This is a genomic window from Streptomyces sp. NPDC051310 (genome assembly GCF_044455245.1).
Taxonomy (GTDB): domain Bacteria; phylum Actinomycetota; class Actinomycetes; order Streptomycetales; family Streptomycetaceae; genus Streptomyces.
On sequence record NZ_JBITEO010000005.1, the window covers coordinates 120,095 to 146,861 of the forward strand.

Annotated in this window: 27 protein-coding genes; 13 read left to right on the forward strand and 14 right to left on the reverse strand. The window is 73.9% G+C overall.

The window, feature by feature from the left end:
• Positions 1–6 precede the first annotated feature (6 nt).
• From ACIA79_RS09595 to ACIA79_RS09610, 4 genes are all read right to left on the reverse strand, one after another.
• A complete protein-coding gene (locus ACIA79_RS09595; RefSeq protein WP_399427598.1) occupies positions 7–1,209 on the reverse strand; it encodes a hypothetical protein in 1,203 nt (400 codons plus the stop codon).
• Positions 1,202–2,875: a DUF3492 domain-containing protein gene (locus ACIA79_RS09600; RefSeq protein WP_399427599.1), complete on the reverse strand. Its 1,674-nt coding sequence runs from the start codon at positions 2,873–2,875 to the stop codon at positions 1,202–1,204. The genes ACIA79_RS09595 and ACIA79_RS09600 overlap by 8 nt, the downstream gene beginning before the upstream one ends.
• A gap of 224 nt (positions 2,876–3,099) precedes the next feature.
• A complete protein-coding gene (locus ACIA79_RS09605) occupies positions 3,100–4,407 on the reverse strand; it encodes a DUF3152 domain-containing protein (RefSeq protein WP_399427600.1) in 1,308 nt (435 codons plus the stop codon).
• 8 nt (positions 4,408–4,415) lie between these two features.
• On the reverse strand, positions 4,416–5,411 hold the full coding sequence (locus ACIA79_RS09610) for an alpha/beta fold hydrolase (RefSeq protein ID WP_399427601.1): 996 nt from the start codon (positions 5,409–5,411) through the stop codon (positions 4,416–4,418).
• Between the two features lie 140 nt (positions 5,412–5,551).
• On the opposite strand from ACIA79_RS09610, the gene ACIA79_RS09615 reads away from it, so the two are divergent.
• The 4 genes from ACIA79_RS09615 to ACIA79_RS09630 all read left to right on the forward strand — a co-directional run bounded on the left by ACIA79_RS09615 (position 5,552) and on the right by ACIA79_RS09630 (position 7,627).
• Complete coding sequence (locus ACIA79_RS09615; protein ID WP_399427602.1) at positions 5,552–5,782, forward strand: hypothetical protein; 231 nt, start codon at positions 5,552–5,554, stop codon at positions 5,780–5,782.
• Between the two features lie 227 nt (positions 5,783–6,009).
• Positions 6,010–6,672 (forward strand): TetR/AcrR family transcriptional regulator, encoded by a 663-nt coding sequence (locus tag ACIA79_RS09620; protein ID WP_031078532.1) that lies wholly within the window; start codon positions 6,010–6,012, stop codon positions 6,670–6,672.
• A gap of 291 nt (positions 6,673–6,963) precedes the next feature.
• Positions 6,964–7,191, forward strand: coding sequence for a DUF3107 domain-containing protein (locus ACIA79_RS09625; RefSeq protein ID WP_399427603.1), 228 nt, complete (start codon positions 6,964–6,966; stop codon positions 7,189–7,191).
• A 166-nt stretch (positions 7,192–7,357) separates the two neighbouring features.
• The gene (locus tag ACIA79_RS09630; RefSeq protein ID WP_399427604.1) at positions 7,358–7,627 is read left to right on the forward strand and encodes a hypothetical protein; all 270 of its coding nucleotides are present in this window, start codon (positions 7,358–7,360) and stop codon (positions 7,625–7,627) included.
• A gap of 29 nt (positions 7,628–7,656) precedes the next feature.
• Here the strand turns inward: ACIA79_RS09630 and ACIA79_RS09635 are convergent, their stop codons facing one another.
• Positions 7,657–8,391, reverse strand: a complete 735-nt coding sequence (locus ACIA79_RS09635) for a ferritin-like fold-containing protein (RefSeq protein WP_399427605.1) — start codon at positions 8,389–8,391, stop codon at positions 7,657–7,659.
• Between the two features lie 504 nt (positions 8,392–8,895).
• Between ACIA79_RS09635 and ACIA79_RS09640 the strand changes: the two genes are divergently transcribed.
• Both ACIA79_RS09640 and ACIA79_RS09645 read left to right on the forward strand, forming a co-directional pair.
• Complete coding sequence (locus ACIA79_RS09640) at positions 8,896–10,974, forward strand: DEAD/DEAH box helicase (RefSeq protein ID WP_399427606.1); 2,079 nt, start codon at positions 8,896–8,898, stop codon at positions 10,972–10,974.
• A 135-nt stretch (positions 10,975–11,109) separates the two neighbouring features.
• Positions 11,110–12,012 carry an alpha/beta fold hydrolase gene (locus ACIA79_RS09645; protein WP_399427607.1) on the forward strand — a complete coding sequence of 301 codons (903 nt, stop codon included), beginning with the start codon at positions 11,110–11,112 and terminating at the stop codon, positions 12,010–12,012.
• Here ACIA79_RS09645 and ACIA79_RS09650 read toward each other — a convergent pair.
• Positions 11,997–12,923: an NYN domain-containing protein gene (locus ACIA79_RS09650; protein WP_399427608.1), complete on the reverse strand. Its 927-nt coding sequence runs from the start codon at positions 12,921–12,923 to the stop codon at positions 11,997–11,999. The two genes, ACIA79_RS09645 and ACIA79_RS09650, sit on opposite strands and share 16 nt — an antisense overlap.
• Positions 12,924–13,055: 132 nt before the next feature.
• Here ACIA79_RS09650 and ACIA79_RS09655 point away from each other — a divergent pair, with 132 nt between their 5' ends.
• A complete protein-coding gene (locus ACIA79_RS09655; protein ID WP_199819824.1) occupies positions 13,056–13,208 on the forward strand; it encodes a hypothetical protein in 153 nt (50 codons plus the stop codon).
• 105 nt (positions 13,209–13,313) lie between these two features.
• Here the strand turns inward: ACIA79_RS09655 and ACIA79_RS09660 are convergent, their stop codons facing one another.
• The 3 genes from ACIA79_RS09660 to ACIA79_RS09670 form a co-directional block, all read right to left on the reverse strand.
• On the reverse strand, positions 13,314–13,919 hold the full coding sequence (locus ACIA79_RS09660; RefSeq protein WP_399427609.1) for a MarC family protein: 606 nt from the start codon (positions 13,917–13,919) through the stop codon (positions 13,314–13,316).
• A 103-nt stretch (positions 13,920–14,022) separates the two neighbouring features.
• Positions 14,023–14,892 carry a PHP domain-containing protein gene (locus ACIA79_RS09665; protein ID WP_399427611.1) on the reverse strand — a complete coding sequence of 290 codons (870 nt, stop codon included), beginning with the start codon at positions 14,890–14,892 and terminating at the stop codon, positions 14,023–14,025.
• Positions 14,893–15,006: 114 nt separating this feature from the next.
• Positions 15,007–15,645, reverse strand: coding sequence for a DUF6758 family protein (locus ACIA79_RS09670; RefSeq protein WP_399427613.1), 639 nt, complete (start codon positions 15,643–15,645; stop codon positions 15,007–15,009).
• 162 nt (positions 15,646–15,807) lie between these two features.
• On the opposite strand from ACIA79_RS09670, the gene ACIA79_RS09675 reads away from it, so the two are divergent.
• Positions 15,808–17,025 carry an MFS transporter gene (locus tag ACIA79_RS09675; protein ID WP_399427614.1) on the forward strand — a complete coding sequence of 406 codons (1,218 nt, stop codon included), beginning with the start codon at positions 15,808–15,810 and terminating at the stop codon, positions 17,023–17,025.
• Between the two features lie 46 nt (positions 17,026–17,071).
• On the opposite strand, the gene ACIA79_RS09680 is transcribed toward ACIA79_RS09675, so the two are convergent.
• A complete protein-coding gene (locus ACIA79_RS09680; protein ID WP_399427615.1) occupies positions 17,072–17,656 on the reverse strand; it encodes a suppressor of fused domain protein in 585 nt (194 codons plus the stop codon).
• A gap of 478 nt (positions 17,657–18,134) precedes the next feature.
• On the opposite strand from ACIA79_RS09680, the gene ACIA79_RS09685 reads away from it, so the two are divergent.
• Together ACIA79_RS09685 and ACIA79_RS09690 are read left to right on the forward strand one after the other, a co-directional pair.
• On the forward strand, positions 18,135–19,262 hold the full coding sequence (locus ACIA79_RS09685) for a magnesium and cobalt transport protein CorA (protein WP_031078515.1): 1,128 nt from the start codon (positions 18,135–18,137) through the stop codon (positions 19,260–19,262).
• Positions 19,263–19,286: 24 nt separating this feature from the next.
• Positions 19,287–19,796: a hypothetical protein gene (locus ACIA79_RS09690; protein WP_399427616.1), complete on the forward strand. Its 510-nt coding sequence runs from the start codon at positions 19,287–19,289 to the stop codon at positions 19,794–19,796.
• Positions 19,797–19,826: 30 nt separating this feature from the next.
• Here the strand turns inward: ACIA79_RS09690 and ACIA79_RS09695 are convergent, their stop codons facing one another.
• A complete protein-coding gene (locus ACIA79_RS09695) occupies positions 19,827–20,603 on the reverse strand; it encodes a hypothetical protein (protein WP_399427617.1) in 777 nt (258 codons plus the stop codon).
• Between the two features lie 176 nt (positions 20,604–20,779).
• Here ACIA79_RS09695 and ACIA79_RS09700 point away from each other — a divergent pair, with 176 nt between their 5' ends.
• From ACIA79_RS09700 to ACIA79_RS09710, 3 genes are read left to right on the forward strand one after another with little or no spacing between them, the layout of a single operon-like run.
• Positions 20,780–22,072: a magnesium transporter MgtE N-terminal domain-containing protein gene (locus tag ACIA79_RS09700; RefSeq protein WP_399427618.1), complete on the forward strand. Its 1,293-nt coding sequence runs from the start codon at positions 20,780–20,782 to the stop codon at positions 22,070–22,072.
• The gene (locus tag ACIA79_RS09705; RefSeq protein ID WP_399427619.1) at positions 22,050–22,583 is read left to right on the forward strand and encodes a DUF1003 domain-containing protein; all 534 of its coding nucleotides are present in this window, start codon (positions 22,050–22,052) and stop codon (positions 22,581–22,583) included. The genes ACIA79_RS09700 and ACIA79_RS09705 overlap by 23 nt, the downstream gene beginning before the upstream one ends.
• 42 nt (positions 22,584–22,625) lie before the next feature.
• Positions 22,626–23,759: an Mrp/NBP35 family ATP-binding protein gene (locus ACIA79_RS09710; RefSeq protein WP_399427620.1), complete on the forward strand. Its 1,134-nt coding sequence runs from the start codon at positions 22,626–22,628 to the stop codon at positions 23,757–23,759.
• 90 nt (positions 23,760–23,849) lie between these two features.
• Here the strand turns inward: ACIA79_RS09710 and ACIA79_RS09715 are convergent, their stop codons facing one another.
• From ACIA79_RS09715 to ACIA79_RS09725, 3 genes are all read right to left on the reverse strand, one after another.
• Positions 23,850–24,521, reverse strand: a complete 672-nt coding sequence (locus ACIA79_RS09715; protein WP_399427621.1) for a hypothetical protein — start codon at positions 24,519–24,521, stop codon at positions 23,850–23,852.
• A 79-nt stretch (positions 24,522–24,600) separates the two neighbouring features.
• The gene (locus tag ACIA79_RS09720) at positions 24,601–25,035 is read right to left on the reverse strand and encodes a sec-independent translocase (RefSeq protein ID WP_399427622.1); all 435 of its coding nucleotides are present in this window, start codon (positions 25,033–25,035) and stop codon (positions 24,601–24,603) included.
• 105 nt (positions 25,036–25,140) lie between these two features.
• Positions 25,141–26,730 carry a trypsin-like peptidase domain-containing protein gene (locus ACIA79_RS09725; protein ID WP_399427623.1) on the reverse strand — a complete coding sequence of 530 codons (1,590 nt, stop codon included), beginning with the start codon at positions 26,728–26,730 and terminating at the stop codon, positions 25,141–25,143.
• Positions 26,731–26,767 lie beyond the last annotated feature (37 nt).

A 26,767-nucleotide genomic window follows, 5' to 3' on the forward strand; every position in this document is an offset into this window, starting at 1 on the left:
CGGGTGTCAGGGCGCCGCGTGGGCGGAGGCCCGGGCGAGGACGACGGCGGCCCGCGCGAGCAGGGCGAGCGCCGCCGCTCCGCAGCCGAGCGCCGGTACGGCGCCGGTCCCCCAGGCCGTGACGGCCGCCTCGACGGGCCGGGCGAGGAACGCGCAGCCGGGCACCCGCCCGGCGAGCACGGCGGCCAGGGCGAACGCTTCGACGGCGCACGCGCCGAGCAGTCCGGTGGCGGCCGGCCCGGGGAAGCCGTGGACGGTGAGCAGCCGGGCGGCGAAGAGCAGGACCCCGAGGGCCACGCCGGACATGACGCCCCCGGCGGCCCATGCGTCGCCGGGCCCGCCGGGTGCGGCGGCCTCCAGGGCCGGCCCGGCGAGCAGCAGCAGCGCCGTCAGGGCCGCCGTGTACAGGGCGGTGGTCAGGCCGAGCAGCGGACGCGCGGCGGCGGCGAAGTCGTGCAGGCCACGGCTGGCCGCGAGGCGGCGGCGCGCCCGTACGGCGAAGAAGCGGGCGCACCAGGCGGCGGGGGCCACCGCGAACGCCAGCGCCACCGGCGCCGCGACCGCCGGGGGCCACGGCTCGGCCGGCCCGCCGGCGATCAGCGCGGCCAGCAGGCCGTCGCCGAACAGGGCGTACGCGATCAGCAAGCCGGTCCCTACGCGCAGGGCGGGCGCCGTGCGGCCGCGGGCCCGCAGCGGTCCGCGCCGCAGGGAGGCGGAGAGCGCTGCGGCGAAGGCGACGGCGCCCGTCGACGCGACCAGGGCGCGCGGCGTTCCGTCCGTCGCCGCCGCGCCCGCCAGGGCGGTCACGCACACGAGGCCGGGCAGCAGCGGGAGCAGCAGCTGCCCGCGCCCCTCCCCCGCCGGGGGCACGGGGGACACCGCGCGTACGGCGTCCGCCGCGGCCGGCGTGCCGGACGGCCGCCCGGGCGGACCGGACGGCGCCGCGGCCCCACCGGGCGGCACGCGGTCCCGCCCCTCGCCGTCCCGGCGCGCGTCGTCCCGGCGTTCGCCGTCCGGCCCCTCGCCGTCGTGCGGCACGCGTGCGTAGAGCTCCTCCGCGAGCGAGAAGACGTCGCGGTGCCGGAAGCGGGCGGCGGTACGGTCGGTGATGCCGTACGCCTCCAGGCCCGCGGCGATCTCCAGTGGGTCGACGGCCCGCTCGCACAGCGTCCGGTGCCGCTGGAGCAGGGCCCTGACGGGGTCAGCCACGGCCGCCTCCCGCGTGGGCTCCCACCGGCCGTGCGGGGGTGCGGTCCGCCGGATGCCCGGCCCACGCCGGCGTGGTGCCGCGCCCCGTGGGCCGGGACGTCCAGTGGCCGGCGAGGAACGCCTCGGCCGGGTGGGCGAAGGGCACCGGGTCGCCGGCCGCGTTCACCGCCTCGGCGTCGCGGCACACCGGGGCCTGCGAGAGCAGCTCCAGGTAGATGCCGCGGAAGGCCGCCAGGTTCTGCTCCACGGTGAACAGTTCGAGCGCCCGGGCACGCGCGGCGGCGCCCAGGCGCGCCCGGCGCTCGGGGTCGCGCAGCAGCGCCAGGCAGGCGTCGGCGAGCGCCCGCGGATTGCGCGGGGGTACGACCAGTCCCGTGCCGCCGATGACCTCGACGACCGCGCCCACGTCGGTGGAGACGGTCGCCCGGCCGCAGAGCATGGCTTCCACGAGCCCGACGGGAAAACCTTCGACCACGCTGGAGAGCACGCTCACGCCGCCCGCGGCGTACGCCTCCGCCAGGGTGCCGAGCGTCTCGAACGACACCGGCGGGTCGGCGGGGTCGGCGGGCAGGAGGCGCGCGGCCAGCTCCTCGCAGTGGGCCAGGTACGCCGCCGCGTCGTGCCGGCGTCCGGGTGCGGTGATCACCCGCAGCCGCGCCGCGGGTTCCTGCGCGTGCACCTCGGCGAAGGCGTGCACCAGCGTGACCAGATCCTTGGCGGGCTCGGCGCGGCCGACCCAGACCAGGGTGTGCGGGTCGCCCGCGCTCCCGGCCCCGTCCGCGGCCTCGCCCACCGCGGCGAAGCGGTCGGCGTCCATGCCCGGGTAGACGGTGCGCAGCCTGGCGGGATCGGCGCCGCACTTCTCCTGCCAGCGGCGGGCGTGCGTGTTGCCGGGGGTGATGACGGCGGCCTGCCGGTACACCTCGGCGGCGAGGAGCCGGTGGAAGGCCGCGAGCAGGGTGCGCACGGGAGGGTTGCCGCGGCTGGCGAGGTAGTGGGCGCGCAGCTGCACGCCGTACTCGGTGACCAGCAGGGGAACCCCGAAGAAGCGTTTGGCCAGCAGGCCCGGCAGGGCCGCCGTGCCGCCCGACGCGGCGTGGCAGAGGTCGGCCGCGCCGAGCCCGTCCCGCTCGCCGTACCAGTCGAGCGAGAGCGGGCGCAGGGCGCGCTCCAGCCGGCTCGTGACGTCGAGGAGGTCGGACACGGTGGCGCCGTGCACGCTCCGGCGTGCGCCGGGGGCGCGGCACGCCGACTCCAGGGCGCGCACGGCGGTCTCGGAGCGCAGTGCCGCGTACAGCCCGCCGCGCTCGCGGGCGAGGTCGGCCAGGCCGTACAGCGCCTCGGCGAACGCGTGGCGCGCGGCCGGGCCCTCGTCGGCGGAGCACACCGCCGCGGCGAGCTGCCGGACGTGGGCGGCGAACCGGCGGCGGTCGCGCCGTCCGTGGCTGCGGCCGTCGTCCGCGGGCTCCCGGAGGGCCGCGGTCCGCACGGAGGTGACCTGCGGCGGGAGGGGGAGCCGGCCGCCTTCCCGGTCGTGGGCGCCGCGGCTGAGGGCGTAGACGTCGAACGTGTGCGGCGCGAGGCCGCGTACGAGCCGGTCGCACCAGACCCTGGATTCACCCGACGCATACGGATAGCCGTCTTCGGTGAGCAGTCCGATCCGCACGAGCTACACCCCCGATCTTCCTTGTGTCCGGCCGCCGTTGGTTCCGGCGGCTCGCGGCTGGAAGAACGTAAGCGGATATGCCGGTGGCGCGATGGACGGTTGTCCGTCGCGCCACCGGAAGGGGTGAATGCACGTAACTTTCCCGTACCCGACGCGTTTCGTCGCGCTACGGGAGGGGCCCGGCACGGGCCGTCAGGACCCGCCTCCCCGGGCGGGGGCCGGGGTCAGGAGTCCCCGGGGAAGACCCACGGGTTGGGGCGGCACTTGATGCCGTCGACCTCGAGCGACTTGGTCTGCTGCTGCATGACCGGCGCGAGCGCGCCCGGCGTGCGGCAGGTGACGTGGTTGTGGCCCAGCCGGTGCCCGATCTCGTGGTTGATCAGCATCTGCCGGTAGGCGTGCATGGCCTTGGCGCCGAACGTCTCCGAGCCCTGCGCCCACCGGTAGGCGTTGATCATCACGCGCTCCGTCGCGGCGGAGTCGCAGGAGACGTTGTCGACCGTCGTGTCCAGGCCGGACTTGGCGCACCAGACGCCGGTGGTGCCGGGGCTGGCGAGCGTGACCACGAACTCCGGTTCGCCGGTCGAGATCCGCTCGAAGGTCATCGCCCCGCCGTGCGCCCAGCTGCGGTCGTCGTTGAGGGTCTTCTGGACCGCCTCGGCGAACAGCTTCGCGTCGAGTCCCAGGCCCTTCTCGACGTCGACCCGGTAGCGCACCTTGCGGCCCTTGCCGGGTGCCCGGTCCAGGCCGGGCACGGCCTCGAACTCCCCGGCACCCTTCAGCCCCGGGTCCATCGGGAACTGCCGGGCCATCAGCTGCTCGTACGTCACCGGGGCGGCCGGGGCCTGCGGGCCCGGCGGCGCCACCTGGGGAGGCGGCACGGCGCGCTCGTCGGAGCGGGACGCGGAGCCGTCCCCGGTCCGCTCGGCGGCCTGGCCCGCGGCCCGGCCGGCGGAGAGGTCCGGGCCGACGTCGGTGACCTGCCCGGCCACGACGACGGCGAGGACCGTGGTGACGGCGGCGGCCGCGATGCCGGTGAAGGTGAGGCCCTTGCCGGGCTTCCCGTTCTTCTTCTCCTTGGCCACGGCCTCGTCGGCGCTCCGCGGCCCGCCATCGCCCCGGAGGCCCGGGCCGGGGGCGGCCGCGGCCCGGTGCGGGGCGTCCTCGGCCGGGGCCGCGCCGAACGCCTCGAGGTACTCGCGGCGCGGTCCCGGTATCCGCGCCCCGGCTCCCACGCCGGTCCGGGCACCCGCCGCCGCGGGCGTACGGGGTGCGCCGCGCCAGTCGCCGTAGCGGCCGGTTTCCTGGTGCTCGGGGTGTCCGCCCCGCACCGTCTGCCGCTCGCCGGGGTACGGCGTGCCGTGCTGGGGAGTGTCGTGCTCCGTCGGCGCCGGCGGCGAGGCCGGCGGACCGGCGCCCTTGCGGCGGCGGCCGCTGCCGGGCTGCCCCGGCCGCTCCGCCGGTGCCGCGGGGGCGGCGGTGGCCTCGCCCACGGCCGTCGCGGCGGGGCCCTTGCGACGATGTCGTCCCACGCCCCGGATCAGCTCCCGCCGTTGTCGTCGTTGCCGTCGTCGTTGTCGTTGCCGTTGTCGTCGATCAGTTCCCGTACGGCCTGCGCGACCGTCTCGGGGTACTCCATCATCGCAACGTGGCCCGCGTCCGGAAGCGTCAGCAGCCGCGAGTCGCGGAACGAGGCGGCGGCCTTGCGGGCCATACGGTACGAGACGAGCTGGTCGCGCCCGCCGTACACCAGCAGCGTCGGCGCGAGCACGCGCTCCGCCTGCCGCCACAGGTTGTGCTGCCCGCCCACCGTATAGGCGTCGACGATGCCGCGCGCCGAGCGGGCCATGGCGTCCCAGAAGTACGGCAGCGCCAGGCGCCGCTCCATCTCCTCCACCGCGTTGCGCAGGCCCTCGTCGGTGACACGGCCCGGGTCCCCGTAACAGAGGGACATCACGCCGCGGACGCGCTGCTCGGCCGTCCAGTCGCGGGTCAGCCGGGAGAAGAGGGGAGCGACGCCCGGGAGCGCGAGCAGCGCGGTGGGCCAGGCGCCCCGCTGGGGCCGCAGCTCGGGCAGCGCGGGTGAGACGAGCGTGAGGGTGCGCACGAGGTCGGGGCGGACGGCGGCGACCCGGGTGGCGACGGATCCGCCCAGCGAGTTGCCGATGAGGTGCACGGGCCCGCGCCCGCCGGCGTCGAGCAGCCGGATCACGGTCCGGGCGTGCGCGGTGAGGGAGTAGTTGCCGTCGTCGGGCGGCGGGGAGTCGCCAAAGCCCGGCAGGTCGACCGCCTCGCCGTCCACGAGGTCGGCGAGCAGCGGCATCAGCGCGGACCAGTTCTGCGAGGAGCCGCCCAGGCCGTGCACGTACAGCGCGGGCGCCAGCCCGGGGCGGTTCCCTGGGCGTGAGCGGACGGTCAGCGCCAGACCGGGCAGCGCGACGGTGCGGAGCCGCTCGCCCTCCGCGACCCGCACGGTGCTCACCCGCGGCGCCATGGCGCCGGCGGCGAGGGTTTCCGGCAGCTCGGTCGAAGACATGCGCCAATGTTACGAGACGATCACGCCGCGATTGATGTGTTCGCCGTCACAGATCGTATAGCGCTGGGGATGGGTACCTCCTAGGCTCATAGAGAGGGCATTTCGCCCAGGCCCCCGCCCGCCCACGTGAAAGGGAGCCCATGACCGTCGACCCGACCGACTTCGAGACCTTCGACGAGGCCGCCGACGAGACCGCACCGGCCGGCGCGGTCGGCGCGGAGACACCGGAGGCCGACGCCGCGGAGCAGCACACCGAACTGCGGCCACGGGAGGACGACCCGCTGACCCATATCGACCCGGCCGTCGCGAACCCCGCCGATGCGGCGGAGCAGACTCGCGTGGTGGACCTGGACGAGGACGACTACCGCTGACCCCCTTAAGGGGGCGGACCGCCCGGACCGGACCGCCGGACGGAACCCGGCGCTTCACCGGTTTGTCGCTTTGACGCGCCTGAATATTGAAGATGCACCTACCGGGGAGCTACCACGGGCGTCCGGTACGTGAAATTCTGCGTTCGCGACGCGCACACCCGGGTTACCCAAAAGTACGATGGCGGGCGCGGCGCACAGCGCCACACGGATCGATTTTGGGAGGCGGCGTGACAGCCATCGAGCAGACAGAGGCGGCGCGCCCGAGGGGCACACGCCTGCCGCGCCGAGCCCGACGCAACCAGCTCCTGGGCGCGGCCCAGGAGGTCTTCGTCGCCCAGGGGTACCACGCGGCCGCGATGGACGACATCGCCGAGCGCGCGGGCGTCAGCAAGCCGGTGCTCTATCAGCACTTCCCCGGGAAGCTGGAGCTGTACCTGGCGCTGCTGGACCAGCACTGCGAGTCGCTGCTGCAGGCGGTCCGCACGGCTCTGGCCTCGACGAGCGAGAACAAGCAGCGGGTCGCCGCCACGATGGACGCGTACTTCGCGTACGTCGAGGACGAGGGCGGCGCCTTCCGGCTCGTGTTCGAGTCGGACCTGACGAACGAGCCGGCCGTGCGCGAGCGCGTCGAGCGGGTCAGCCTGCAGTGCGCCGAGGCGATCTCGGACGTGATCGCCGAGGACACCGGGCTGTCCAAGGACGAGTCCATGCTCCTGGCGGTGGGCCTGGGCGGCGTCTCGCAGGTGGTCGCGCGGTACTGGCTGTCGAGCGAGTCCCCGATCCCGCGCGACAAGGCGGTGCAGTTGCTGACGTCGCTGGCGTGGCGGGGCATCGCCGGGTTCCCGCTGCACGGCGCCGAGCCGCAGGGGCCGGAGTCCCCGGCGTCGTAGTCCCGTCGCGGCGCCGGGCGCGGTCCGGCGTGGTGGTCCCGGCACGGCGCCGGGCGCGGTCCGGCGTGGTGGTCCCGGCACGGCGCGAGGTGCGGTCCGCGTCGTAGTCCCGTCGCCGCGCGAGGCGCGGTCCGGCGCCGGAGTGCGCCGGAGTGCGCCGGAGTGCGCCGGGGCCGGGTGTTCGCTGTTGGCGTGTACCGCCGGGCCCTGTGGCGTCCCCTCGCCGGGCTAATGTGTGCGGGGTACGGCGCGGCTCACCGCGCATGGCTGACCGTTCGGAGGGACATAGCCGTGGAGGTCAAGATCGGCGTGCAGCACGCGCCCCGGGAGATCGTTCTGGAGAGCGGGCAGTCCGCCGAGGCCGTCGAGGCCGCGGTGGCCGACGCGCTGGCGGGCAAGGCACAGCTGCTGAGCCTGACGGACGACAAGGGCCGCAAGGTCCTGGTGCCGGCGGACCGGATCGCCTACGTGGAGATCGGCGAGCCGGCGACGCGCCGGGTGGGTTTCGGCGCGCTCTGAAGCGCAGGAGGAAGGCCCGGCGGGTGCGTCCCGCCGGGCCTTCGTCATGTGCGCGGGCCGGGGGCCGGTGCGCCGGGCCGGCCTGCCAGGGTTGTTTTGCACGCTGATCGGGTAGTACGGGCTACGACCGTTTTGCCCGCCCCGCCCTTTCGCGAGGTGATCAGCTGTGCTCCTGGAAGCTCTCGGCTCCGTCCTGCTCGGACTCGCTCTCTCCTGGGCTGCCCTCCAGCGGCTGGCCGACCGGCTTCCACCACGGCGCACGGTCCTGATCACCGGCACCCTCGGCGCCCTGTTCGGCGCGCTGATCACGCACGGGGCCCTCGGCCCGGGCCACGCGCTGGGCACCCTGGTGGGCGCCCTCGCGGTGGACGCGGTACTGCTGTCGCTGCTGCTGCGCCCGGGGCGCGGGCGGCTGCGCCGCTCAGCCGCGGCGTAGCGGCGCGGTGCGCCCCGCCACGCCGCCCGTCAGGCCGCCAGGCCGAGCGCGGCCATGCGCTTGGTGTGCGCCTTGGTGATACGGGAGAACATCTCGCCGACCGCCGCCAGGTCGAAGCCGTCCGCGACCCCGCCGACCAGCATCGTCGACAGCGCGTCGCGCTCCGCCACCACCCGCTGGGCCTGGGACAGCGCCTCGCCCATCAGACGGCGTGCCCACAGCGCGAGCCGGCCGCCCACCCGCGGGTCCGCCTCGATCGCGGCGCGCACCTTCTCGACGGCGAAGTTGCCGTGCCCGGTGTCGTCCAGCACCGCCAGGACCAGGGCGCGCGTGTCCGAGTCCAGCCGGGCGGCCACCTCGCGGTAGAAGTCGCTGGCGATCGAGTCGCCGACGTACGCCTTGACCAGGCCCTCCAGCCAGTCGGACGGCGCCGTCTGGCGGTGGAAGTCGTCCAGCGCCTTCGCGAACGGCTCCATCGCGGCGGTGGGGTCGACGTCGATCGCCCGCAGGCGGTCACGGAGCCGCTCGAAGTGGTGGAACTCGGCGGACGCCATCTTCGCCAGCTCCGCCTTGTCCGCGAGCGTCGGCGCGAGCTTCGCGTCCTCGGCGAGCCGCTCGAAGGCCGCCAGCTCCCCGTAGGCGAGCGCGCCGAGCAGGTCCACGACCGCCGCGCGGTACTGGGGCTCGGCGGAGGCGCCGGCCCAGTCCAGGGCGGCGATCCCGGTCGGTTCTTCGGCGGCAGTGGCGTTGTCAGGCGTCTCCATGAAGCGCACAATAGCCCGCTCGCCCCGCACCGTAAGGACGAGCCCGTCCCCCGGCCGGCGGAGCCCCGGGGAGTGTGACCTGCCCCTCGTTATGAATTGGCCCAACACGCCTGCGGGAATCCGGGGTACAGTGGTATTGCGCCTGCTGAGTATTCAGTGATGTTCGTACACATACTCGGTGGGCCATCTCATGAATGAGGATGCCCGGTCGGTGGCCCGATCGGCTCCGACCCGACAGCCCTCCGTGCGCACACGCGACACATGAGGGGCCCTCAGCGGTATGACGCTCGAGCGACGGCAGTGGTCCCGCGCCACCCGGCAGCGGCCATCACGGCCCGCGGCCGGCCGTAACCGGCACGGTAAGACCCCCAGCGTTCGCCTCATGCCGCGTCTCACAGAAGAGGCAGCACCCTGACTACGACTTTCCGAGAGCTCGGGATCCTTCCCGAGACCGCCGAAGCCCTCGAAGCCGTCGGCATCACGTCCCCGTTCCCCATCCAGGAGATGACCCTCCCGGTCGCCCTCTCCGGCACCGACGTCATCGGCCAGGCCAAGACCGGCACCGGCAAGACCCTCGGTTTCGGCCTGCCGCTGCTGGAGCGCGTCACCGTCCCCGCGGACGTCGAGGCGGGCCGGGCCACGCCCGGGCAGCTGACCGACGCCCCGCAGGCGCTCGTGGTCGTCCCCACCCGCGAGCTGTGCACCCAGGTCACCAACGACCTGCTCACCGCCGGCAAGGTCCGCAACGTCCGCGTCCTCGCGATCTACGGCGGCCGCGCGTACGAGCCCCAGGTCGAGGCGCTGAAGAAGGGCGTCGACGTGATCGTCGGCACCCCCGGCCGCCTCCTGGACCTCGCGGGCCAGCGCAAGCTGGACCTGTCCAAGGTCAAGGCCCTCGTCCTCGACGAGGCCGACGAGATGCTCGACCTGGGCTTCCTGCCCGACGTCGAGAAGATCATCAACATGCTTCCGGCGAAGCGCCAGACCATGCTGTTCTCGGCGACCATGCCGGGCGCGGTCATCGGCCTGGCCCGCCGCTACATGTCGCAGCCCACGCACATCCGCGCCACCGCGCCGGACGACGAGGGCGCGACCGTCGCGAACATCGCGCAGTACGTGTACCGCGCGCACTCCATGGACAAGCCCGAGATGGTCTCGCGCATTCTGCAGGCCAACGGCCGCGGGCTCGCGATGATCTTCTGCCGTACGAAGCGGACGGCCGCCGACATCGCCGAGCAGCTGGAGCGGCGCGGTTTCGCCTCCGGCGCGGTCCACGGCGACCTCGGCCAGGGCGCCCGCGAGCAGGCGCTGCGCGCCTTCCGCAACGGCAAGGTGGACGTCCTCGTGTGCACCGACGTCGCCGCCCGCGGCATCGACGTCGAGGGCGTCACGCACGTGATCAACTACCAGTCGCCCGAGGACGAGAAGACCTTCCTCCACCGCGTGGGCCGCACGGGCCGCGCCGGTAAGAAGGGCATCGCCGTCACGCTGGTCGACTGGGACGACATCCCGCGCTGGCAGCTGATCAACAAGGCGCTGGGCCTGGACTTCCACGACCCGGTCGAGACGTACTCGACGTCCCCGCACCTCTACGCGGAGCTGGACATCCCGGAGGGCACGAAGGGCGTCCTGCCGCGTGCCGAGCGGACCCGCGCGGGTCTGGACGCGGAAGAGGTCGAGGACCTCGGCGAGACCGGCGGCCGCGGCCGCTCGTCGCGTCCCTCGCGCCCGTCCCGTCCGGAGCGCACGGAGGAGGAGCGCCCGGCGCGGACGCGCACCCCGCGCCAGCGCCGCCGCACGCGGGGCGGTGCCCCGCTGGACCCGTCGGCCGTCGAGGCGTCCGCCGCCGCGGCGCCTGCCGTCGAGGAGGCCCCGGAGGCGGAGGCGGCACCCCGCACCCTCCGCCGCCGTCGCCGCACCCGCTCGGGCGCCGCGTCGGCCACGGCCACCGCCACGCCGGTGACGGCCGAGCCTGTCGTCGCGGAGCCCGTCGCCGTCGAGCCCGTCGCCGCGGAGCCCGTGGCCGCGGAGCCCGTGGCGGAGGAGGCGTCCACGCCGCGCCGCCGCACCCGCAAGAAGGCCGACCCGGCTCCGGCCGCCGAGGCCCCGGTCACCGAGGCAGCCGCTCCGGCCGCCGAGGCGACCGAGGTGACCGAGACCAAGCCGCGCCGCACGCGCAAGAAGGCCACAGCGGCCCCCGCCGAAGCCGCTCCGGCCGCCGAGGTCGCCGCTCCGGCCGCCGAGGCGACCGAGGCAAAGCCGCGCCGCACGCGCAAGAAGGCCACCGCGGCCCCCGCCGAAGCCGCTCCGGCCGCCGAGGTCGCCGCTCCGGCCGCCGAGGTCGCCGCTCCGGCCGCCGAGGCGACCGAGGCAAAGCCGCGCCGCACGCGCAAGAAGGCCACCGCGGCCCCCGCCGAAGCCGCTCCGGCCGCCGAGGCGGCCCTGGCGCCCGAGGCGGAGGCGCCCGCGCCGCGCCGCCGCACGCGGAAGACCGCCGAGCCGGCCCCCGAGGCCGCCGAGGCGGAGCCGAAGCCGCGCCGCCGCCGCACGACGAAGGCCGCGGCGGCCCGGCCCGAGAGCTGACCCCCGGCCACGACGGCCCCCGTTCCTCCCGAGGAGCGGGGGCCGTCGCCGTGCCCGGCACCCCGCGGTCCACCGGCGGCGCGGGCAGGAGGGGCGCGCCGGTCGGGGCACGCGTGCCACCGGTAGCCTCGGGGCATGAGCCGGCCGCCCACCTTCACTCCGCCGCCCTGCGCCCGCGTGTACCGCCTCGGCACCGCACGCGGCGCGTTCGCCGTACTCGACGCCCGCCCCGGTGAGGGTGCCGCGGTGAAGGGCACCGCCCTGCTGCTGCCGGGGTACACCGGCAGCAAGGAGGACTTCATCGCGATGCTCCAGCCGCTCGCCGACGCCGGGTACCGGACCGTCGCCGTCGACGGCCGGGGACAGTACGAGACCGACGGCTCGGAGGACGAAGAGGCGTACGCGCAGGGCGAGTTGGCGCGGGACGTGCTCGCGCAGGCGGAGGCCGTCGCGGAGGGCGGGAAGCCCGTGCACCTGCTCGGGCACTCCCTCGGCGGGCAGATCGCCCGCGCCGCGGTGCTCCTCGACGCCGCGCCCTTCGCCTCGCTCACCCTCATGTCCTCGGGCCCCGCCGAGGTGGTGCCGGCCCAGCAGGAGAAGGTCAAGCTGCTGAGCGACGCCCTGCGGGTGATGGACATGGCGCAGGTGTGGGACGCCATGCGCGCGCTCGACCCCCCGGAGGAGGCCGACGACGCGCGCGGCGACCGCGAGGACCTGCGGCAGCGCTGGCTGCGCCACCAGCCCGCCCAGCTCCTGGCGACCGGTCGTCAGCTGACCGTGGAGCCGGACCGGGTGGAGGAGCTCGCCGCCGTGCGCCCGCCGCTCCCCCTGCACGTGGTGTCCGGCGAGCGCGACGACACCTGGCCCGTTCCGCTGCTGGACGCCATGGCCGTACGGCTCGGCGCGCACCGCACCGTCATCGGCGGGGCGGAGCACTCCCCGAACACCGACCGGCCGCTGGAGACGGCGCGGGCCGTGGCCGCGTTCTGGGACGGGCAGGGGCGGACACCGCCCGAGGCGGCTCAGAAGCGCGACTGAAGCTGCTGCCAGAAGCCGTCCCGCAGGGCACGCCGCAGAATGGCGTGCCCGCGCAGGGACCGGCTCAGCCGGCGCTCCGCCTCCATCAGCAGGTCCTGGTCCACCGGGCCGGGGAGGTAGGGGTGGCCGGGAAGCAGCTCGGCCATCGTCGCCGGCCCCCGCTCCGCCAGCCACGCCGCCGCGATCTGGCCGCCGAGGAGGCGTACCTCGTCGCGCGAGGGCGGCGGCTCGCCCTCGTTCTCGTACGTCGTCACCGGTCGCCGGGTGACGTACGGCCGGCAGAAGTCGAGGTCGAAGACGCGCCGGCTGTCGACCTCCCAGAGCAGCGGCTCCGCCTGGTTGCGGCCGTCCGCCGCCTCGATGCCCCACAGGTGGACGCGCGCGCCGTAGCCCTGCGCCGCCTCCACCGCCGAGACCAGGTCCTCGTCGCCGCCGACCAGCGCCGCGTCGCTGATCGCCCGGTGCCGGGCGAGTGACTCCAGGTCGGAGCGGATGAGGGAGTCGACGCCCTTCTGCTGGTTGTTGGCGTTGAGGTTGCCGAGCCGGACCTTGACGTCCGGCAGCTCGGCGATGACCTGCTGTTCGGGGGTGTGGATGCGGCGCCGCGCGCCGTCGTACCAGTACACCCGCAGCAACCGGCTGTCGGCGAAGATCGTGCGGGCCTTGTCGATGAAGGCCTCGATCAGGCCCTCCGCGTCGAGGTCGAAGGCGCGCCGGTCCTCGGTGCCCGCCACCAGCAACCCGGCCGCAGCATAGACGTAACCGGCGTCGACGAAGATGGCGTGGGTCGAGGGCGTCTTCGCCACCTCGGCCAGCATGCGCTGGAGGAGCTCATTGGTGCGCTCCAGGCGGGTACCGAGCTCGCTCAGCGTCTCCGGGTCGTGGACACCGGCGTTCATGGGGGCGTTCATACCGGCTTCATTGTCCGACGGCGGGGCCCGGCCCGCCAGTACTTAGGCACTCGAAAATTTTCCTTAGCGTAGGGAATGTTTAAGGTGCGCAGGTCGTTGCACCCGTATGTAGGACGACGAAGGGAGAAGCCCGTGCGCTTTGAGATCATGCGACTCGACGATGTCGACGGCAACGCCGTGGACAGCACCGTCGTGGACGCCGCCTCCGTCACCCGGATGGTTCAGCAGGCTGCCGCGATCGGGCAGCGCATCTACATCCGCCCGGCCGGCACGACGGCGTCGTAAGCGCCTGGGCGTGACCCGCACACCGACCGCGCCCCCGCACGGAACACGTCCGTGCGGGGGCGCGGCCGTACGCGGGGACACCGCGCCGGCGGGCCACGCGGGGTGTCAGGCGGCCTGGATCGTCTGCGTCACACCGTTGATGATCTGCTGCACGGCGATCGCCGACAGCATCATCCCGGCGAGCCGGGTCACCAGCACCACGCCGCCGTCCTTGATCACCCGGATGATCACCAGCGAGTAGCGCATGGTCAGCCACAGCACCACGTGCATGGCGACGATCGCGCACCACACCGAGACCTGCCGCCCGACGCTGTCGGCGTGCTGCACGGCCAGGATCACGGACACGATGGCGCCCGGCCCGGCGAGCAGCGGCATGCCGAGCGGTACGAGGGCGACGTTGACGTCCTTCGTCTGCTGGGGCTCGTCCGTCTTGCCGGTGAGCAGGTCGAGCGCGATGAGCAGCAGGAGCAGACCGCCCGCGATCATCAGGGCGGGTACGGAGACGTGCAGGTAGTCCAGGATCTGCTGGCCCAGGATGCCGAAGACGGTGATCACGCCGAAGGCGACGGCGACGGCCTGCCAGGCCATCCGGCGCTGGGTCTTGCCGGGGCGGCCGGAGGTCAGGGCGAGGAAGATCGGCGTGATCCCGGGGGGATCCATGATGACAAAAAGGGTGAGGAAGAGGGAGCCGAAGACGGCAGCGTCGAACACAGTGAGGGCCTTGCGGAAGAGGGTCGTACAGAAAGGGGGGAAGGAGCGGGCGCAGGGCGGATCGCGGGGCGCCGCGGACATCACCGCGGCGGCGCTGCCTGCGTTACGGGCGTCCGCCCGTGCCCGGCACCGGGAACGCGCCGGTGGCGCGGCGCGTGATCTCGCCGTAGATCTCCGGGTCGGTCGTGTACTCGCCGAGCCGGCAGGTCTTGCGGCTGCCGTGGTAGTCGCTGGAGCCGGTGGTCAGCAGCCCGAGGTCGGCGGCGAGGCCGCGCAGCCGCGCGCGTGCGGGTTCGTCGTGGTCCATGTGGTCGACCTCGATGCCGTCGAGGCCGTGCGCGGCGAGCTCCGCGAGGACGCCCTCGGACACGGTGCGCCCGCGCTTGACGGCGAGCGGGTGCGCGAGAACGGTGACCCCGCCGGCCGCCTTGACCAGGCGGACCGCGGTGTACGGGTCCAGCTCGTGCTTCTCGACGTACGCCCGGCCGCCGTCGGCGAGCCACTCGGGCGTGAAGGCGTCGGACACGCTCGCCACCACGCCGAGCTCGACGAGCGCCTCGGCTATGTGCGGGCGCCCGACGGAGCCGTCCCCGGCGATGGCCGCGACGCGCTCCCACGTGACGGGCACGCCCAGCTCCCGGAGCCTGCCCACCATCGCCCGGGCACGCGGCACCCGGTCGTCGCGGACGAGCTCCCGCTCACGGGCCAGCTCGGGCTCGTCCGGGTCGAAGAGGTACGCGAGCATGTGGACGCCGACGCCGTCGACCCGGCAGGAGAGCTCGGCGCCGGTGACGAGGGTGAGTGCGCGGTCGAGACCCGCGAGTGCGGCGGCCGCCTCGGCGTGGCCGCGGGTGGTGTCGTGGTCCGTCAGCGCGACGACGTCCAGGCCGGCCGCGGCGGCGGAGCGCATGAGCTCGGCCGGGGTGTCCGTCCCGTCCGAAGCCGTGGAGTGGGTGTGCAGGTCGATGCGCACGCGTGACTCCGGGGCTCGGGGACGGACAGGGGACGCTCCAGGATAACCGCCGCCGGGCCACCGGCCCGCCGCGCCGCGACGGCCCGGGACCCGCCCGGCCCCGCTCCCCCGGCCTCAGCTCAGGAGGCGGGGGGTGAGCGCGCCGCAGGGCAGGAGTTCGACCTCCGCGCCGGCCTCGCGGACGTCCGTCAGGACGAGCTCGTCGTAGAGCAGCATCCCGGACTGCTCCGGCCAGACGATCGCCCACAGCCACAGGCCGCGCGCCTCGCCCGCGAAGACGGCGCGGTCGTCGGGTGCGTCGGTGACATGCCAGAGGGGGGTAGGGCGGCCGGCCGCGTGGACCTTGGCCTGCGGGGGCTTGTCGCCGCAGATGTGCGGCCCGGGGTCGGGCCCGTCGATCCCGGCGTACCGCGCCCCGAGGCCGACGCCGAGCTCCTCGGCGACGAGCAGCAGCTCACCGGTGCCGCCGAGCGGGGCCGGGCCCGAGCAGGCCACGACGGTGGCACGGCCGCCGCTGCGGTCGTCGCCCGCGTAGGTGACACCGGTGAAGAGCCAGTCGAGCGGGAGCGGCCACGGCATCCAGACGGGAACCTGGGCCCGGCGCGTGACCACGCCGAGCGCCTCCACACTGGGCGGGAGCACGGGCTGCAGCGGCTGCACGGGACCGTGCACGGCGCACTGCCAGGAGTCGGAGAAGAGACCGGGCGCCCGGACCCGGCCTCCACACCTCGGGCAACTGGGTTCGCCCCTCATAGCGTTCAACGGTCCTACCCGTCCGGCGCCGCGTCAAGGACGATCACCCTTCCGGTGTGCCGCCCCTCACCGCCCACAAGTAGATGTAGTTTGCATCCGTTAGGTTGGCTAATTTATTGTGTGTATACGGCAACCATCATGCGGAGCGAAAGGACACCACCCATGCGCTCAGAGGATCCCTTCGACGAAGGGGCGCGCGGCATCCTGCGCCAGCCGCGGGCCGTCTGGGCCACCGCCGGCGCGTCCGTCGTCGCCTTCATGGGCATCGGCCTCGTCGACCCGATCCTGCCGTCGATCGCGCAGGGCCTCGACGCCACACCGAGCCAGGTCTCGCTGCTGTTCACCTCGTACTTCCTGATCACCGCCGTCGCGATGCTGCTCACGGGGTTCGTCTCCAGCCGTGTCGGCGGCCGCCGCACGCTCCTCGCCGGGCTCGCGCTCGTGATCGTCTTCGCCGCCCTGTCCGGGACGTCCGGCTCGGTCGGCGAGCTGGTCGGCTTCCGGGCCGGCTGGGGGCTCGGCAACGCCCTGTTCGTCTCCACCTCGCTGGCCGTGATCGTCGGCGCGGCGGCCGGCGGGAGCGCGGCGGCGATCCTGCTGTACGAGTCGGCGCTCGGCCTCGGCATGGCCTGCGGACCGCTGCTCGGGGCCGTGCTCGGGGACGCCAGCTGGCGCTACCCCTTCTTCGGCACGGCCGCGCTGATGGCGGTCGGCTTCCTCTGCATCGCCGCGTTCCTGACCGAGCAGCCCCGGCCCGCCCGCCGGACGGCGCTGCTCGACCCGCTGAAGGCGCTCGGCCACGGCGGGCTCGCCTCGGCCGCGGCCGCCGCGTTCTTCTACAACTACGCCTTCTTCACGGTCCTGGCGTTCACGCCGTTCGTGCTGGACATGACGCCGTACCGGTCCGGCGCGGTCTTCTTCGCCTGGGGCGTGCTGCTCGCCGTGTTCTCCGTGCTGGTCGCGCCGCGGCTGCAGGAGCGGTTCGGGTCGCTGAAGGTGCTCGGGACCTCACTGATGCTGCTCGCCGCCGACGTCGTCGTCCTCGGGTACGGCGACCGCACCACGGCGATCGTCTGCACGATCCTGTCCGGCGCCTTCATCGGCATGAACAACACCGTCTTCACCGAACTGGCCCTCGGCGTGTCGGACGCGCCGCGACCGGTCGCCAGCGCCGGGTACAACTTCGTGCGCTGGTTCGCGGCCGCGGCGGCGCCCTGGCTCGCGCCGCGGATCGAGGAGTGGAGCGACGTGCGCATGCCGTTCGCGGTCGCGGGTCTCGCGGCCCTCACCGGCGCGCTCGTCGTCCTCGTACGGCGGCGCTCGCTCACCCGTGCGGCGGAGGAGCACCTGCGGCCGCAGCCGGTGCCCGCCGGCGGCTGACCGGCACCGCGCCGGCCGGCGGCGGCGCGGTGCCAACGGGTGCCGCTCAGTCCAGGGTTACGGACCTGCGCAGCGGATCGCGCAGGTCCGTACCGGCGTTCAGCCACCGCTCCTGGAGCGCCTGCGCGCCGTGAACCCGCTTCCACGCGGCCTCGTTGGGTGTCATCGGCAGCAGTGGCAGGAACCGCACCGGATCCCTCGGCGCGTCCAGCTCCAGGTCCTCGACGAGCCCGCCGGACTCCGCGACCAGCACGGAGCTGAACGGCGCGCCCGGCCACAGCGGTTCACCCACGTCCAGGGACGCACCCGGCGCCACCACCACACCCTCCACCTGCGGCGAGGCGGCGAGGACGGCGAGCGGGCGCAGCACCTTGTCGGTGTCGGCGAGTCCCGCCCGCACGGTGAGGACGAGCTCCGCGCGCGGGCCCTTGACCGGGTCGGCGAGCACCGCCGTGGGGTCGGCCATCGGCTGGGCCGACATGCCGAGCGTGGCGTACCGCACCACATCGGCCTCGGTGAAGCGGAGCACTTCGATGCGGTCCGTGCCGAGGAAGGTCACCGCGGCACGCGCGTCGGGCTCGCCGAGGGCCGTGCGCAGCCGGGCCTCGACCAGTGCAAGAACTTCTTCCATCCAGCGAGCATAAGACGCGTATGGAATGGGCAAAGAAAGGGATTGACCCTCAGTCGGCTGATAGTCTTGGCCGCTGGTCGGGAATGCGTGTCTGCGGGCACGTCCCAGCAGCAGCTGGGGGACGCGTTCCAGTCCCGACGACACGTCATCCCCCACGGGGGACCGGCCGGAGGAGGTGGGGCTGCGGTGGATCGAAGTCGATCGTGCAGTACCAACCGTTCTCCCGTCCGCGGCCTTTCTCTGTGAGCTGAGGCACGCCCGCCGCTCCGTGCACATGGCGACGCGCACGACGGAAGAGCACCCGTTTTTGCCTGTCTGTAGCGAACGCCGTCACCGCGAGCGATCCGCGGTGCCGCCCGCTTTGCGGACGTGCGCTCCCCCGGAGCTCCACTGGGAGTGTTCCCGTCACACGTCCCCATTCCGGGCTGCGCCGGCATCTCCGCGCCTCGCCGACGGCCTCTCCGTGAAGGAGCCAGCCATGTCGATGATCCGTGACCTGCGCGCAGCGGTACGCCCCTCGCTGCGCAAGCGCACCGGCGCCCCGTACAACGCGTACAACTCCTACGACGCGACCCGCGACCCCTCGGCGTCGAGCGCCGTCGTCGACTGCGCCGTCTACCGCGACGGCCGCCGCCTGAAGGACGAGGCGTGTCTGACGCCGCGTGAGGCCATGCAGCAGGTCCGCGAGGGCGGCGGCTTCGCGTGGATCGGGCTGCACGAGCCGACGGAGGCCGAATTCGCCGGTATCGCCGCCGAGTTCGGGCTGCACCCGCTCGCCGTGGAGGACGCGGTCCACGCCCACCAGCGGCCGAAGCTGGAGCGGTACGACGACACCCTGTTCACCGTCTTCAAGACGATCCACTACGTGGACCACGCCGAGCTCACCGCCACCAGCGAGGTCGTGGAGACCGGCGAGGTGATGTGCTTCACCGGACGGGACTTCGTGATCACCGTCCGGCACGGCGGCCAGGGGTCCCTGCGCAACCTGCGGCACCGCATGGAGGGCGAGCCGGAGCTCCTGGAGAAGGGCCCGTCGGCCGTGCTGCACGCCATCGCCGACCACGTGGTGGACGGCTACATCGCGGTGGCCGACGCCGTGGAGATCGACATCGACCAGATCGAGATCGACGTCTTCTCGCCGCCGACGAAGGGCTCCACCCGGGGCACCGACACCGGACGGATCTACCAGCTCAAGCGCGAGGTGCTGGAGTTCAAGCGGGCGGTCTCGCCGCTGCTGCGCCCGATGCAGCTGCTGAGCGAGCGGCCGATGCGGCTGGTGGACCCCGACATCCAGAAGTACTTCCGGGACGTCGCCGACCACCTGGCCCGCGTCCAGGAGCAGGTCGTCGGCTTCGACGAGCTGCTGAACTCGATCCTCCAGGCGAACCTGGCGCAGGCGACGGTCGCGCAGAACGAGGACATGCGCAAGATCACCTCGTGGGCGGCGATCATCGCCGTGCCGACGGCGGTGTGCGGGGTGTACGGCATGAATTTCGACTACATGCCGGAGCTGCGCTGGAAGTACGGCTACCCGCTGGTGCTGGTCGGGATCTCGGTCATCTGCTTCGCGATCCACCGCACCCTCAAGCGCAACGGCTGGCTGTAGCGCGGAAGGTTCTAAGCTGCGGGCATGACTTCGGAAACGCTGCTCGACCAGGCCCTCGTCGAGGAGGCCACCAAGAAGTCCGGCCTCATCTGGGTACGGGGCGAGGGCCCGGCCCGTGCTGTGTGGCACGTGTGGCACGACGGCGCGGCGCACGTCCTGGGCGACGGTCCCGGCGAGCAGCCGCTGCCGGGGCTCATGGACGGCGCCACCGCCGAGGTGACCGTGCGCAGCAAGGACAAGGGCGGACGGGTCGTCGCCTGGACCGCCGCGGTGAGCGAGCTGGCGCCCGGCTCGGAGGCGTGGCAGGCCGCGGCCGACGAGCTGAAGGGCAAGCGGCTGAACGCCCCGGACGCCGAGACGATGACGGAGCGCTGGGCGCGCGAGTGCCGGCTGCTGCGGCTGGACCCGCGGGGCGTGACGACGGCCCACCCGGACGGCTCCCTGGCGGCGGTCCCGCTGCCCACCCCGGTCACCACGCGCCGGCCCGTCCCGGCGGCGCTCCCGCGCCTGCTCCTCAAGCGCCGCAAGCGCTGACCACGCGCTCCGGGCGCGGGTGCGGCGGGGTCAGTCGCTGGTGCGGGGGAGCTGGCGGCCGTAGTCGACCGTCTCCTCCTTCGCGGGGGCCCGCAGCGCGAAGTCCTGGTTCCAGTCGGACAGGACCACCACGCCCGCACCCCCGCCGCGGGCGAACTGCACGGGGTACGGGGTGCCCTCCAGGGAGACGTCCAGCGTGCCGCCCTCACCCTGTGCGCCGCCCGCGACCTTGATCGTGCGGATGCCGCCGACCTTGTCGCGGTCGCCCTTGACCACCTCGCCGTGGAGCTCCAGCAAGCCGTCCAGCAGCACGTTCTTCTCGGTGAAGCCGCGCAGCTGCTTGTAGGAGGGGTCGTCCTGCGGGACGACGACGTACTTGTCGTCGAGCTTGTCCGCCGCCGTCAGGTCCGACTCGGCGGGCTCGTCGCCCCCGGCGTTCTCCGCATGGGTCCAGAAGTCCGCGTCGGCCTTCAGGTACAGGGCGTCGCCGACGCGCAGCAGCTCGAACGTGCTGGTCCTGGTGACGACCGAACCGATCGCCCCGGTCTCGTTGAGCCGCATGTTCAGCTTGTACGTGCCGCCCTTGCTGACGAGCGTCCCGGACAGCCGTACCGCCTTCGCGGTGTCCGCGGCGCCCTGCGCCTTGGCCTCGATCTCGGTGGCGGACAGCTTGCCCACCCCGTTGGTCCCTTCGTCCGGATCCTCACCGCACGCGGTGAGCACCGCGGTCAGCCCGGCGCAGAGTGCGACGGGAAGGGATGCCCGGACTGCCCGGCGGGCACGCGAAGCCGGGGGGAGAGCGGTCACCTGCGCACTGCCTCTCGTCTGCCTGTGGGAGATCGTGAGACCGCAGCGTACCCGTGCCGTCTGCGCCGTTCGCCAGAGAGCCGGACGGACGCCCTGCCTGGGCGACCCGCACCAGGACGGGCTAGCCTGAATCGGCACGAACCCTGTGTTTTCCGGCGGACGAGGAGGTGTGCGGCATGGTGGCAGGCGCACCCCGCGTCTTCGTCTCGCACCTCGCCGGCGTCCTCGTCTTCGACCCCAACGGCGACCAGGTCGGCCGCGTCCGCGACCTCGTCGCGATGCTGCGCGTCGGGCGCCGGCCGCCCCGCCTGCTGGGCCTGGTCGTCGAGGTGATCGGCCGGCGCCGGATCTTCCTGCCCATGACGCGGGTGACCGGCATCGAGTCCGGCCAGGTCATCACCACCGGGGTGCTGAACGTGCGCCGCTTCGAGCAGCGCCCCACCGAGCGCCTGGTCCTCGGCGAGCTGCTCGACCGCCGGGTCCGGCTGGTCGAGGACGGCTCGGAGGTGACCGTCCTGGACGTCTCCGTCCAGCAGCTCCCGGCCCGCCGCGAATGGGAGATCGACAAGGTCTTCGTCCGGCGGGGCGGCGGCGGGGCGCTGCGCCGCAAGGGCGAGACGCTGACCGTCGAGTGGTCCGCCGTCACCGGCTTCTCGCTGGAGGAGCACGGGCAGGGCGCGGAGAGCCTGGTCGCCACCTTCGAGCGGATGCGCGCGGCCGACCTCGCCAACGTGCTGCACCACCTCTCCCCCAAGCGGCGCTCCGAGGTCGCCGCCGCCCTCGACGACGACCGTCTCGCCGACGTGCTGGAGGAGCTGCCCGAGGACGACCAGGTCGAGATCCTCGGCAAGCTCAAGGAGGAGCGGGCCGCGGACGTCCTGGAGGCGATGGACCCGGACGACGCCGCCGACCTGCTGTCCGAGCTGCCCGAGGAGGACAAGGAGCGGCTGCTGACGCTGATGCGGCCCGACGACGCCGCCGACGTGCGCCGGCTCATGGCGTACGAGGAACGCACCGCGGGCGGTCTGATGACCACGGAGCCGATCGTGCTGCGCCCCGACGCGACCGTCGCCGACGCGCTCGCGCGCGTGCGCCGGCAGGACCTGTCCCCCGCGCTCGCTGCGCAGGTGTACGTGTGCCGGCCGCCGGACGAGACGCCGACCGGGAAGTTCCTGGGCACGGTGCACTTCCAGCGGCTGCTGCGGGATCCGCCGTTCACCCTCGTGTCGGCGATCGTGGACACCGACCTGGCGCCGCTCACCCCGGACACCCCGCTGCCCGCGGTGACGAGCTACCTCGCCGCCTACAACCTGGTGGCCGCCCCGGTCGTGGACGACAGCGGGTCCCTGCTCGGCGCGGTCACCGTCGACGACGTCCTGGACCACCTGCTGCCCGAGGACTGGCGGGAGACCGAGTTCGAGCACGAGCCGGGCGGGGAGGTCGCGCATGGCGCTCGACCGGCAGGGTGAGCGCCCGGCGCCCCGCATCCGGCTGGACCAGCCGCGCATCCGGCGGCCGCGGCTGCTGCCGGAGTACGACCCCGAGGCGTTCGGGCGGCTGTCGGAGCGGATCGCCCGCTTCATCGGGACCGGCCGGTTCCTCGTCTGGATGACCGCGGTCGTCATCGTGTGGGTGCTGTGGAACGTCTCCGCGCCCGACCGGCTGCGGTTCGACGAGTACCCGTTCATCTTCCTGACGCTGATGCTCTCCCTGCAGGCGTCGTACGCCGCTCCGCTGATCCTGCTCGCGCAGAACCGGCAGGCCGACCGGGACCGGGTCACGCAGGAGCAGGACCGCAAGCAGAACGAGCGCTCGATCGCCGACACCGAGTACCTGACCAGGGAGATCGCCGCACTGCGCATGGGCCTCGGAGAGGTCGCCACGCGCGACTGGATCCGCTCCGAGCTGGAGGACCTGGTCCGCGGGATCGCCGAACGGCAGGACCCGGCGGCGCGCGGAAGTGACGAACCCGACCGCTGAGAGGCTTTCCGGCGGCCGGGTGCGGCGCCGTACCATCTCCATATGGTTACGGAAGACGCGGTGCGCGAAGCACTGGCGACGGTGAACGACCCCGAGATCAACCGGCCGATCACCGAACTCGGCATGGTCAAGTCGGTGGTGATCGGGGCGGACGGCGCGGTCGCCGTCACCGTGTATCTGACGGTCTCCGGCTGTCCGATGCGCGAGACGATCATCGCGCGCGTGAGCGAGGCCGTGTCGCGGGTCGAGGGTGTCACCGGCGTCGACGTCACGCTCGACGTGATGAGCGACGAGCAGCGCAAGGAGCTCGCGGCCGCGCTGCGCGGCACCACCGCCGAGCGCGAGGTGCCGTTCGCCAAGCCCGGCTCGCTGACCCGCGTCTACGCGGTGGCGTCCGGCAAGGGCGGCGTCGGCAAGTCCTCCGTGACCGTGAACCTGGCCGCGGCGATGGCCGCCGACGGGCTGAAGGTCGGGGTCGTGGACGCGGACATCTACGGGCACAGCGTGCCGCGCATGCTCGGTGCGGACGGCCGCCCCACCCAGGTCGAGAACATGATCATGCCGCCGTCGGCGAACGGCGTGAAGGTCATCTCCATCGGCATGTTCACCCCCGGCAACGCGCCGGTGGTCTGGCGCGGCCCGATGCTGCACCGCGCGCTCCAGCAGTTCCTCGCGGACGTGTACTGGGGCGACCTGGACGTCCTGCTGCTCGACCTGCCCCCGGGCACCGGCGACATCGCGATCTCCGTCGCGCAGCTCGTCCCCAACGCCGAGATCCTGGTCGTCACCACACCGCAGCAGGCGGCGGCCGAGGTCGCCGAGCGCGCCGGCTCCATCGCCGTGCAGACCCACCAGAAGATCGTGGGCGTCGTCGAGAACATGTCGGGCCTGCCGTGCCCGCACTGCGACGAGATGGTCGACGTCTTCGGCACCGGCGGGGGCCAGAAGGTCGCCGACGGCCTGACCCGCACCACAGGCGCCACCGTGCCGGTGCTGGGCCAGATCCCGATCGACGTGCGGCTGCGCGAGGGCGGCGACGAGGGCAAGCCGGTCGTCCTGAGCGACCCGGACTCGCCGGCGGGCGCCGCGCTGCGCACCATCGCGGGCAAGCTGGGCGGCCGCCAGCGCGGTCTGTCGGGCATGTCGCTGGGCATCACCCCGCGCAACAAGTTCTGAGCGCACCCGCGGCGAAGGGGCGGCCCTCGGGCCGCCCCTTCGCCGTGCACGGCATGCGTGCGGGCCCTTTCCGCGACCGGCCCTGCGGGCCTAGGCGTACGCCGCGATGTCCTGCACGACCGCGAAGCCCAGCCCGTACGCGCTCATGCCCCGCCCGTACGCGCCCAGGTGGACGCCCGCGCGGGTCGTGCCGGCCAGCACCCAGCCGAACTCGGACTCGCGGTAGTGGAACGGCATCGGCACCCCGTCGACCGGCAGCGACAGCGTCGTCCAGTCCCGGCCGCTCAGGTCGTCGGCCAGCACGAAGGCGGCCTCCGTCTGCTGGTCCAGCCAGTCGTCCCGCAGCGTGTGGTCCAGCTGGGGCGGCCAGGTGTACGCGAGGAGCCCCGAGCCGGCCAGCCAGGCGGCGGAGGAGACCGTGGTGGCGTCCAGCACGCCCGTGCCGTCGCCGCTGCGCCGTACGGGGCTCGCGGCGACCGTGACGACGACCGCGAAGCGCTCCCGCTCGGCGGGGGCGCCGATCGCCTCGGGCCGTATCGCCGGCTCGTCGCCGTGGCCGGTGGAACCGTGCTGGACGGTGCCGTCCGCGGAGGTGCCGACCTGCATCAGCCAGCGCGGGCCGGTGAACGCCTCGTCAAGTCCGTACCACGGGAAGGGCGCGCGCAGGTAGCCGTCGACCGTGCGCCGGGCCTTGGGCACCCCCTCGGCGGATCTGGCACCGGGCGCAGCACCCTGCGCCCCTACCCGACTTGTCGTCTCCATCTGTCCGGCCGCCTCCTCGATACGTGGACAGAGGGAGAGCTTAGCCACCTCGCGGGGCGCGGATCGGGAAGACCTGCGGTCAGGTGGCGTCGGCGTCGAACGGGGGACGCTCGCCCTGCTCGGGCAGGTCCCGCTTCTTCAGCAGGTCCGGTCCGCCCGCGGGGCCGCCGGCGGGCGCCGGGACGGAGGAGTCGCCGCGGTCGTTGACCGCGCCGGCCACCTCGTTGATCTCCTTCTTGAGATCGAAGCCGGTACGGATCTCCCTGAGGTCCTCGTTCTCGGCGAGCTGCTTGCGGATGAACGTCTTGGGGTTCAGGTCCTCGAAGTCGAAGTCCTTGAACTCGGGGCCGAGCTCGCTGCGGATGTCCTGCTTCGCGTTCTCCGAGAACGCGCGGATCTTGCGGATGAAGCGGGCCGCGTCCTGGATGACCTTCGGCAGCTTGTCCGGGCCGAAAATGAGCACGGCAAGGACCACGAGCGCCACGAGCTCGAATGCGCCTATGTCGTTGAACACCTTGCCGCTCCTTCTCGGGGTCCGGTTGCCAGGGCCCGGGGCCCGCTCCACGGTACCTGGCCCGGCCGACGGGACGGTACCGGGCGATGACCGCCGGGCGGCGGTTCAGTCACCGGTGGACGAACCCAGGGTCAGCGTCTTCGTCAGTTCCTTGCCGCCGCGCTGCAGGGTCAGCTCCAGCCGGTCGCCGGGGCGGTGGGCGCGGATCTTGACGATGAGCTCCTCACCGCTGTGCACCCGCCGGCCGTCGACCTCGGTGATGACGTCACCGGGCCGGACGCCCGCCTTGGCGGCGGGGCCGCCGGCGATGACGGAGGCGCTGCCGTCCTGGGCCTTCTCGCCCACCCGGGCGCCGTCGCCGCTGTACTTCATGTCGAGGCTCACCCCGATGACCGGGTGGGTGGCCTTGCCGGTGTTGATCAGCTCCTCGGCGACGCGCTTGCCCTGGTTGATGGGGATGGCGAAGCCGAGCCCTATCGACCCGGCCTGTCCGCCCTCGGGGCCGGAACCGCTGTCGGCGGCGCGGATGGCGCTGTTGATGCCGATGACGCGGGCGTGGGAGTCGACCAGCGGGCCGCCCGAGTTGCCGGGGTTGATCGGGGCGTCGGTCTGGAGCGCGTCGACATAGCTGACGTCGCTGCCGTCGCCCTTCCGGCCGCCCGCGGTGATGGGCCTCTCCTTGGCGCTGATGATGCCGGAGGTCACGGTGTTCTGGAGGTCGAAGGGCGCGCCGATGGCCACGACGGGGTCGCCGACGCGGACGTTGTCGGAGTTGCCGAGCGGCAGCGGCTTGAGGTTGGACACGCCGGTGACCTGGACGACGGCGAGGTCGTACCCGCTGTCCTTGCCGATGAGCCGGGCGGCGGCCGTCTCGCCGCTGCTGAAGGTGATGGTGATGTCGCCGGAGGTACCGGCGGGGTCCACCACGTGGTTGTTTGTCAGGATGTGGCCGCGCTCGTCCAGGACGAAGCCGGTGCCGGTGCCCTGCTCGCCGCCGCCGCTCACGTGGAGCGTGACGACGCTGGGCAGGGCGCTGGCGGCGATCCCGGCCACGCTGTCGGGCGCGCGGCCGGTGTCCTCGCGGCCGGCCTGCGGCAGTTCGACGGTGGTGAGCCCGCCGTTGCGCTCGATGTACGCGCCGACGCCGCCGCCGAGCACACCGGTGAGCAGGGCGAGCAGCAGCGCCCCGACCAGCCACGCTCCTCGGCGCGGGGCCGTGCGGGCAGGTGGCGCACCGGCGCTCGTCAGCGGCTGGGGCCGCCCGCCGGAGCTGCTCCAGGGGTCGTACTGGATCCACTGCGAGGGCTGCGGCGTGCCGTACGCCGGGGGCGCGGCGGGCACCGCGGTGCCGTGCGGCGGGGTGGCGACCGGCCGCTGCACGGGCGGCGCGGGCGCCCAGGGCCCGGGCTCGCCGTAGGGCGGCGTGCGGTACTCGTCGGGCGCGTGCAGCGGCGGGGCGGCGGGCGCGGGGCCCGCGGCCGCGGGTGCCGGCTCGGTGGGGCGGGGTACGGGCTCCGCGGAACCCGCCGCGGCCGGGGCCTGCGGTTCCGCCGGAGCGCCGGCCGGCGCGGGCTTCGTCAGGGACAGCGGCGGCGCGGGGTGCGGGACCGTGGGCGCGGTGGCCGCCGCCCGGGCAGGGCGGGCCGGACGGCTCCACCATGTGGGCTGAGAACCGGTGGGCTTCCCGTCGTTCATGTGCTCCCCGCTACCGCGCTGCTGACCCGTCCGCGCC

Coding starts and splice junctions, on each gene's coding strand:
- ACIA79_RS09680 (WP_399427615.1), bottom strand. CDS start 17,656: ATGGAAGAAGTTCTTGCACTGGTCGAGGCCCGGCTGCGCACGGCCCTC.
- ACIA79_RS09715 (WP_399427621.1), bottom strand. CDS start 24,521: ATGGAGACGACAAGTCGGGTAGGGGCGCAGGGTGCTGCGCCCGGTGCC.
- ACIA79_RS09710 (WP_399427620.1), top strand. CDS start 22,626: ATGGTTACGGAAGACGCGGTGCGCGAAGCACTGGCGACGGTGAACGAC.
- ACIA79_RS09615 (WP_399427602.1), top strand. CDS start 5,552: ATGACCGTCGACCCGACCGACTTCGAGACCTTCGACGAGGCCGCCGAC.
- ACIA79_RS09635 (WP_399427605.1), bottom strand. CDS start 8,391: ATGGAGACGCCTGACAACGCCACTGCCGCCGAAGAACCGACCGGGATC.
- ACIA79_RS09670 (WP_399427613.1), bottom strand. CDS start 15,645: ATGAGGGGCGAACCCAGTTGCCCGAGGTGTGGAGGCCGGGTCCGGGCG.
- ACIA79_RS09725 (WP_399427623.1), bottom strand. CDS start 26,730: ATGAACGACGGGAAGCCCACCGGTTCTCAGCCCACATGGTGGAGCCGT.
- ACIA79_RS09685 (WP_031078515.1), top strand. CDS start 18,135: ATGTCGATGATCCGTGACCTGCGCGCAGCGGTACGCCCCTCGCTGCGC.
- ACIA79_RS09690 (WP_399427616.1), top strand. CDS start 19,287: ATGACTTCGGAAACGCTGCTCGACCAGGCCCTCGTCGAGGAGGCCACC.
- ACIA79_RS09705 (WP_399427619.1), top strand. CDS start 22,050: ATGGCGCTCGACCGGCAGGGTGAGCGCCCGGCGCCCCGCATCCGGCTG.
- ACIA79_RS09640 (WP_399427606.1), top strand. CDS start 8,896: ATGACCCTCCCGGTCGCCCTCTCCGGCACCGACGTCATCGGCCAGGCC.
- ACIA79_RS09675 (WP_399427614.1), top strand. CDS start 15,808: ATGCGCTCAGAGGATCCCTTCGACGAAGGGGCGCGCGGCATCCTGCGC.
- ACIA79_RS09650 (WP_399427608.1), bottom strand. CDS start 12,923: ATGAACGCCCCCATGAACGCCGGTGTCCACGACCCGGAGACGCTGAGC.
- ACIA79_RS09645 (WP_399427607.1), top strand. CDS start 11,110: ATGAGCCGGCCGCCCACCTTCACTCCGCCGCCCTGCGCCCGCGTGTAC.
- ACIA79_RS09700 (WP_399427618.1), top strand. CDS start 20,780: ATGGTGGCAGGCGCACCCCGCGTCTTCGTCTCGCACCTCGCCGGCGTC.
- ACIA79_RS09610 (WP_399427601.1), bottom strand. CDS start 5,411: ATGTCTTCGACCGAGCTGCCGGAAACCCTCGCCGCCGGCGCCATGGCG.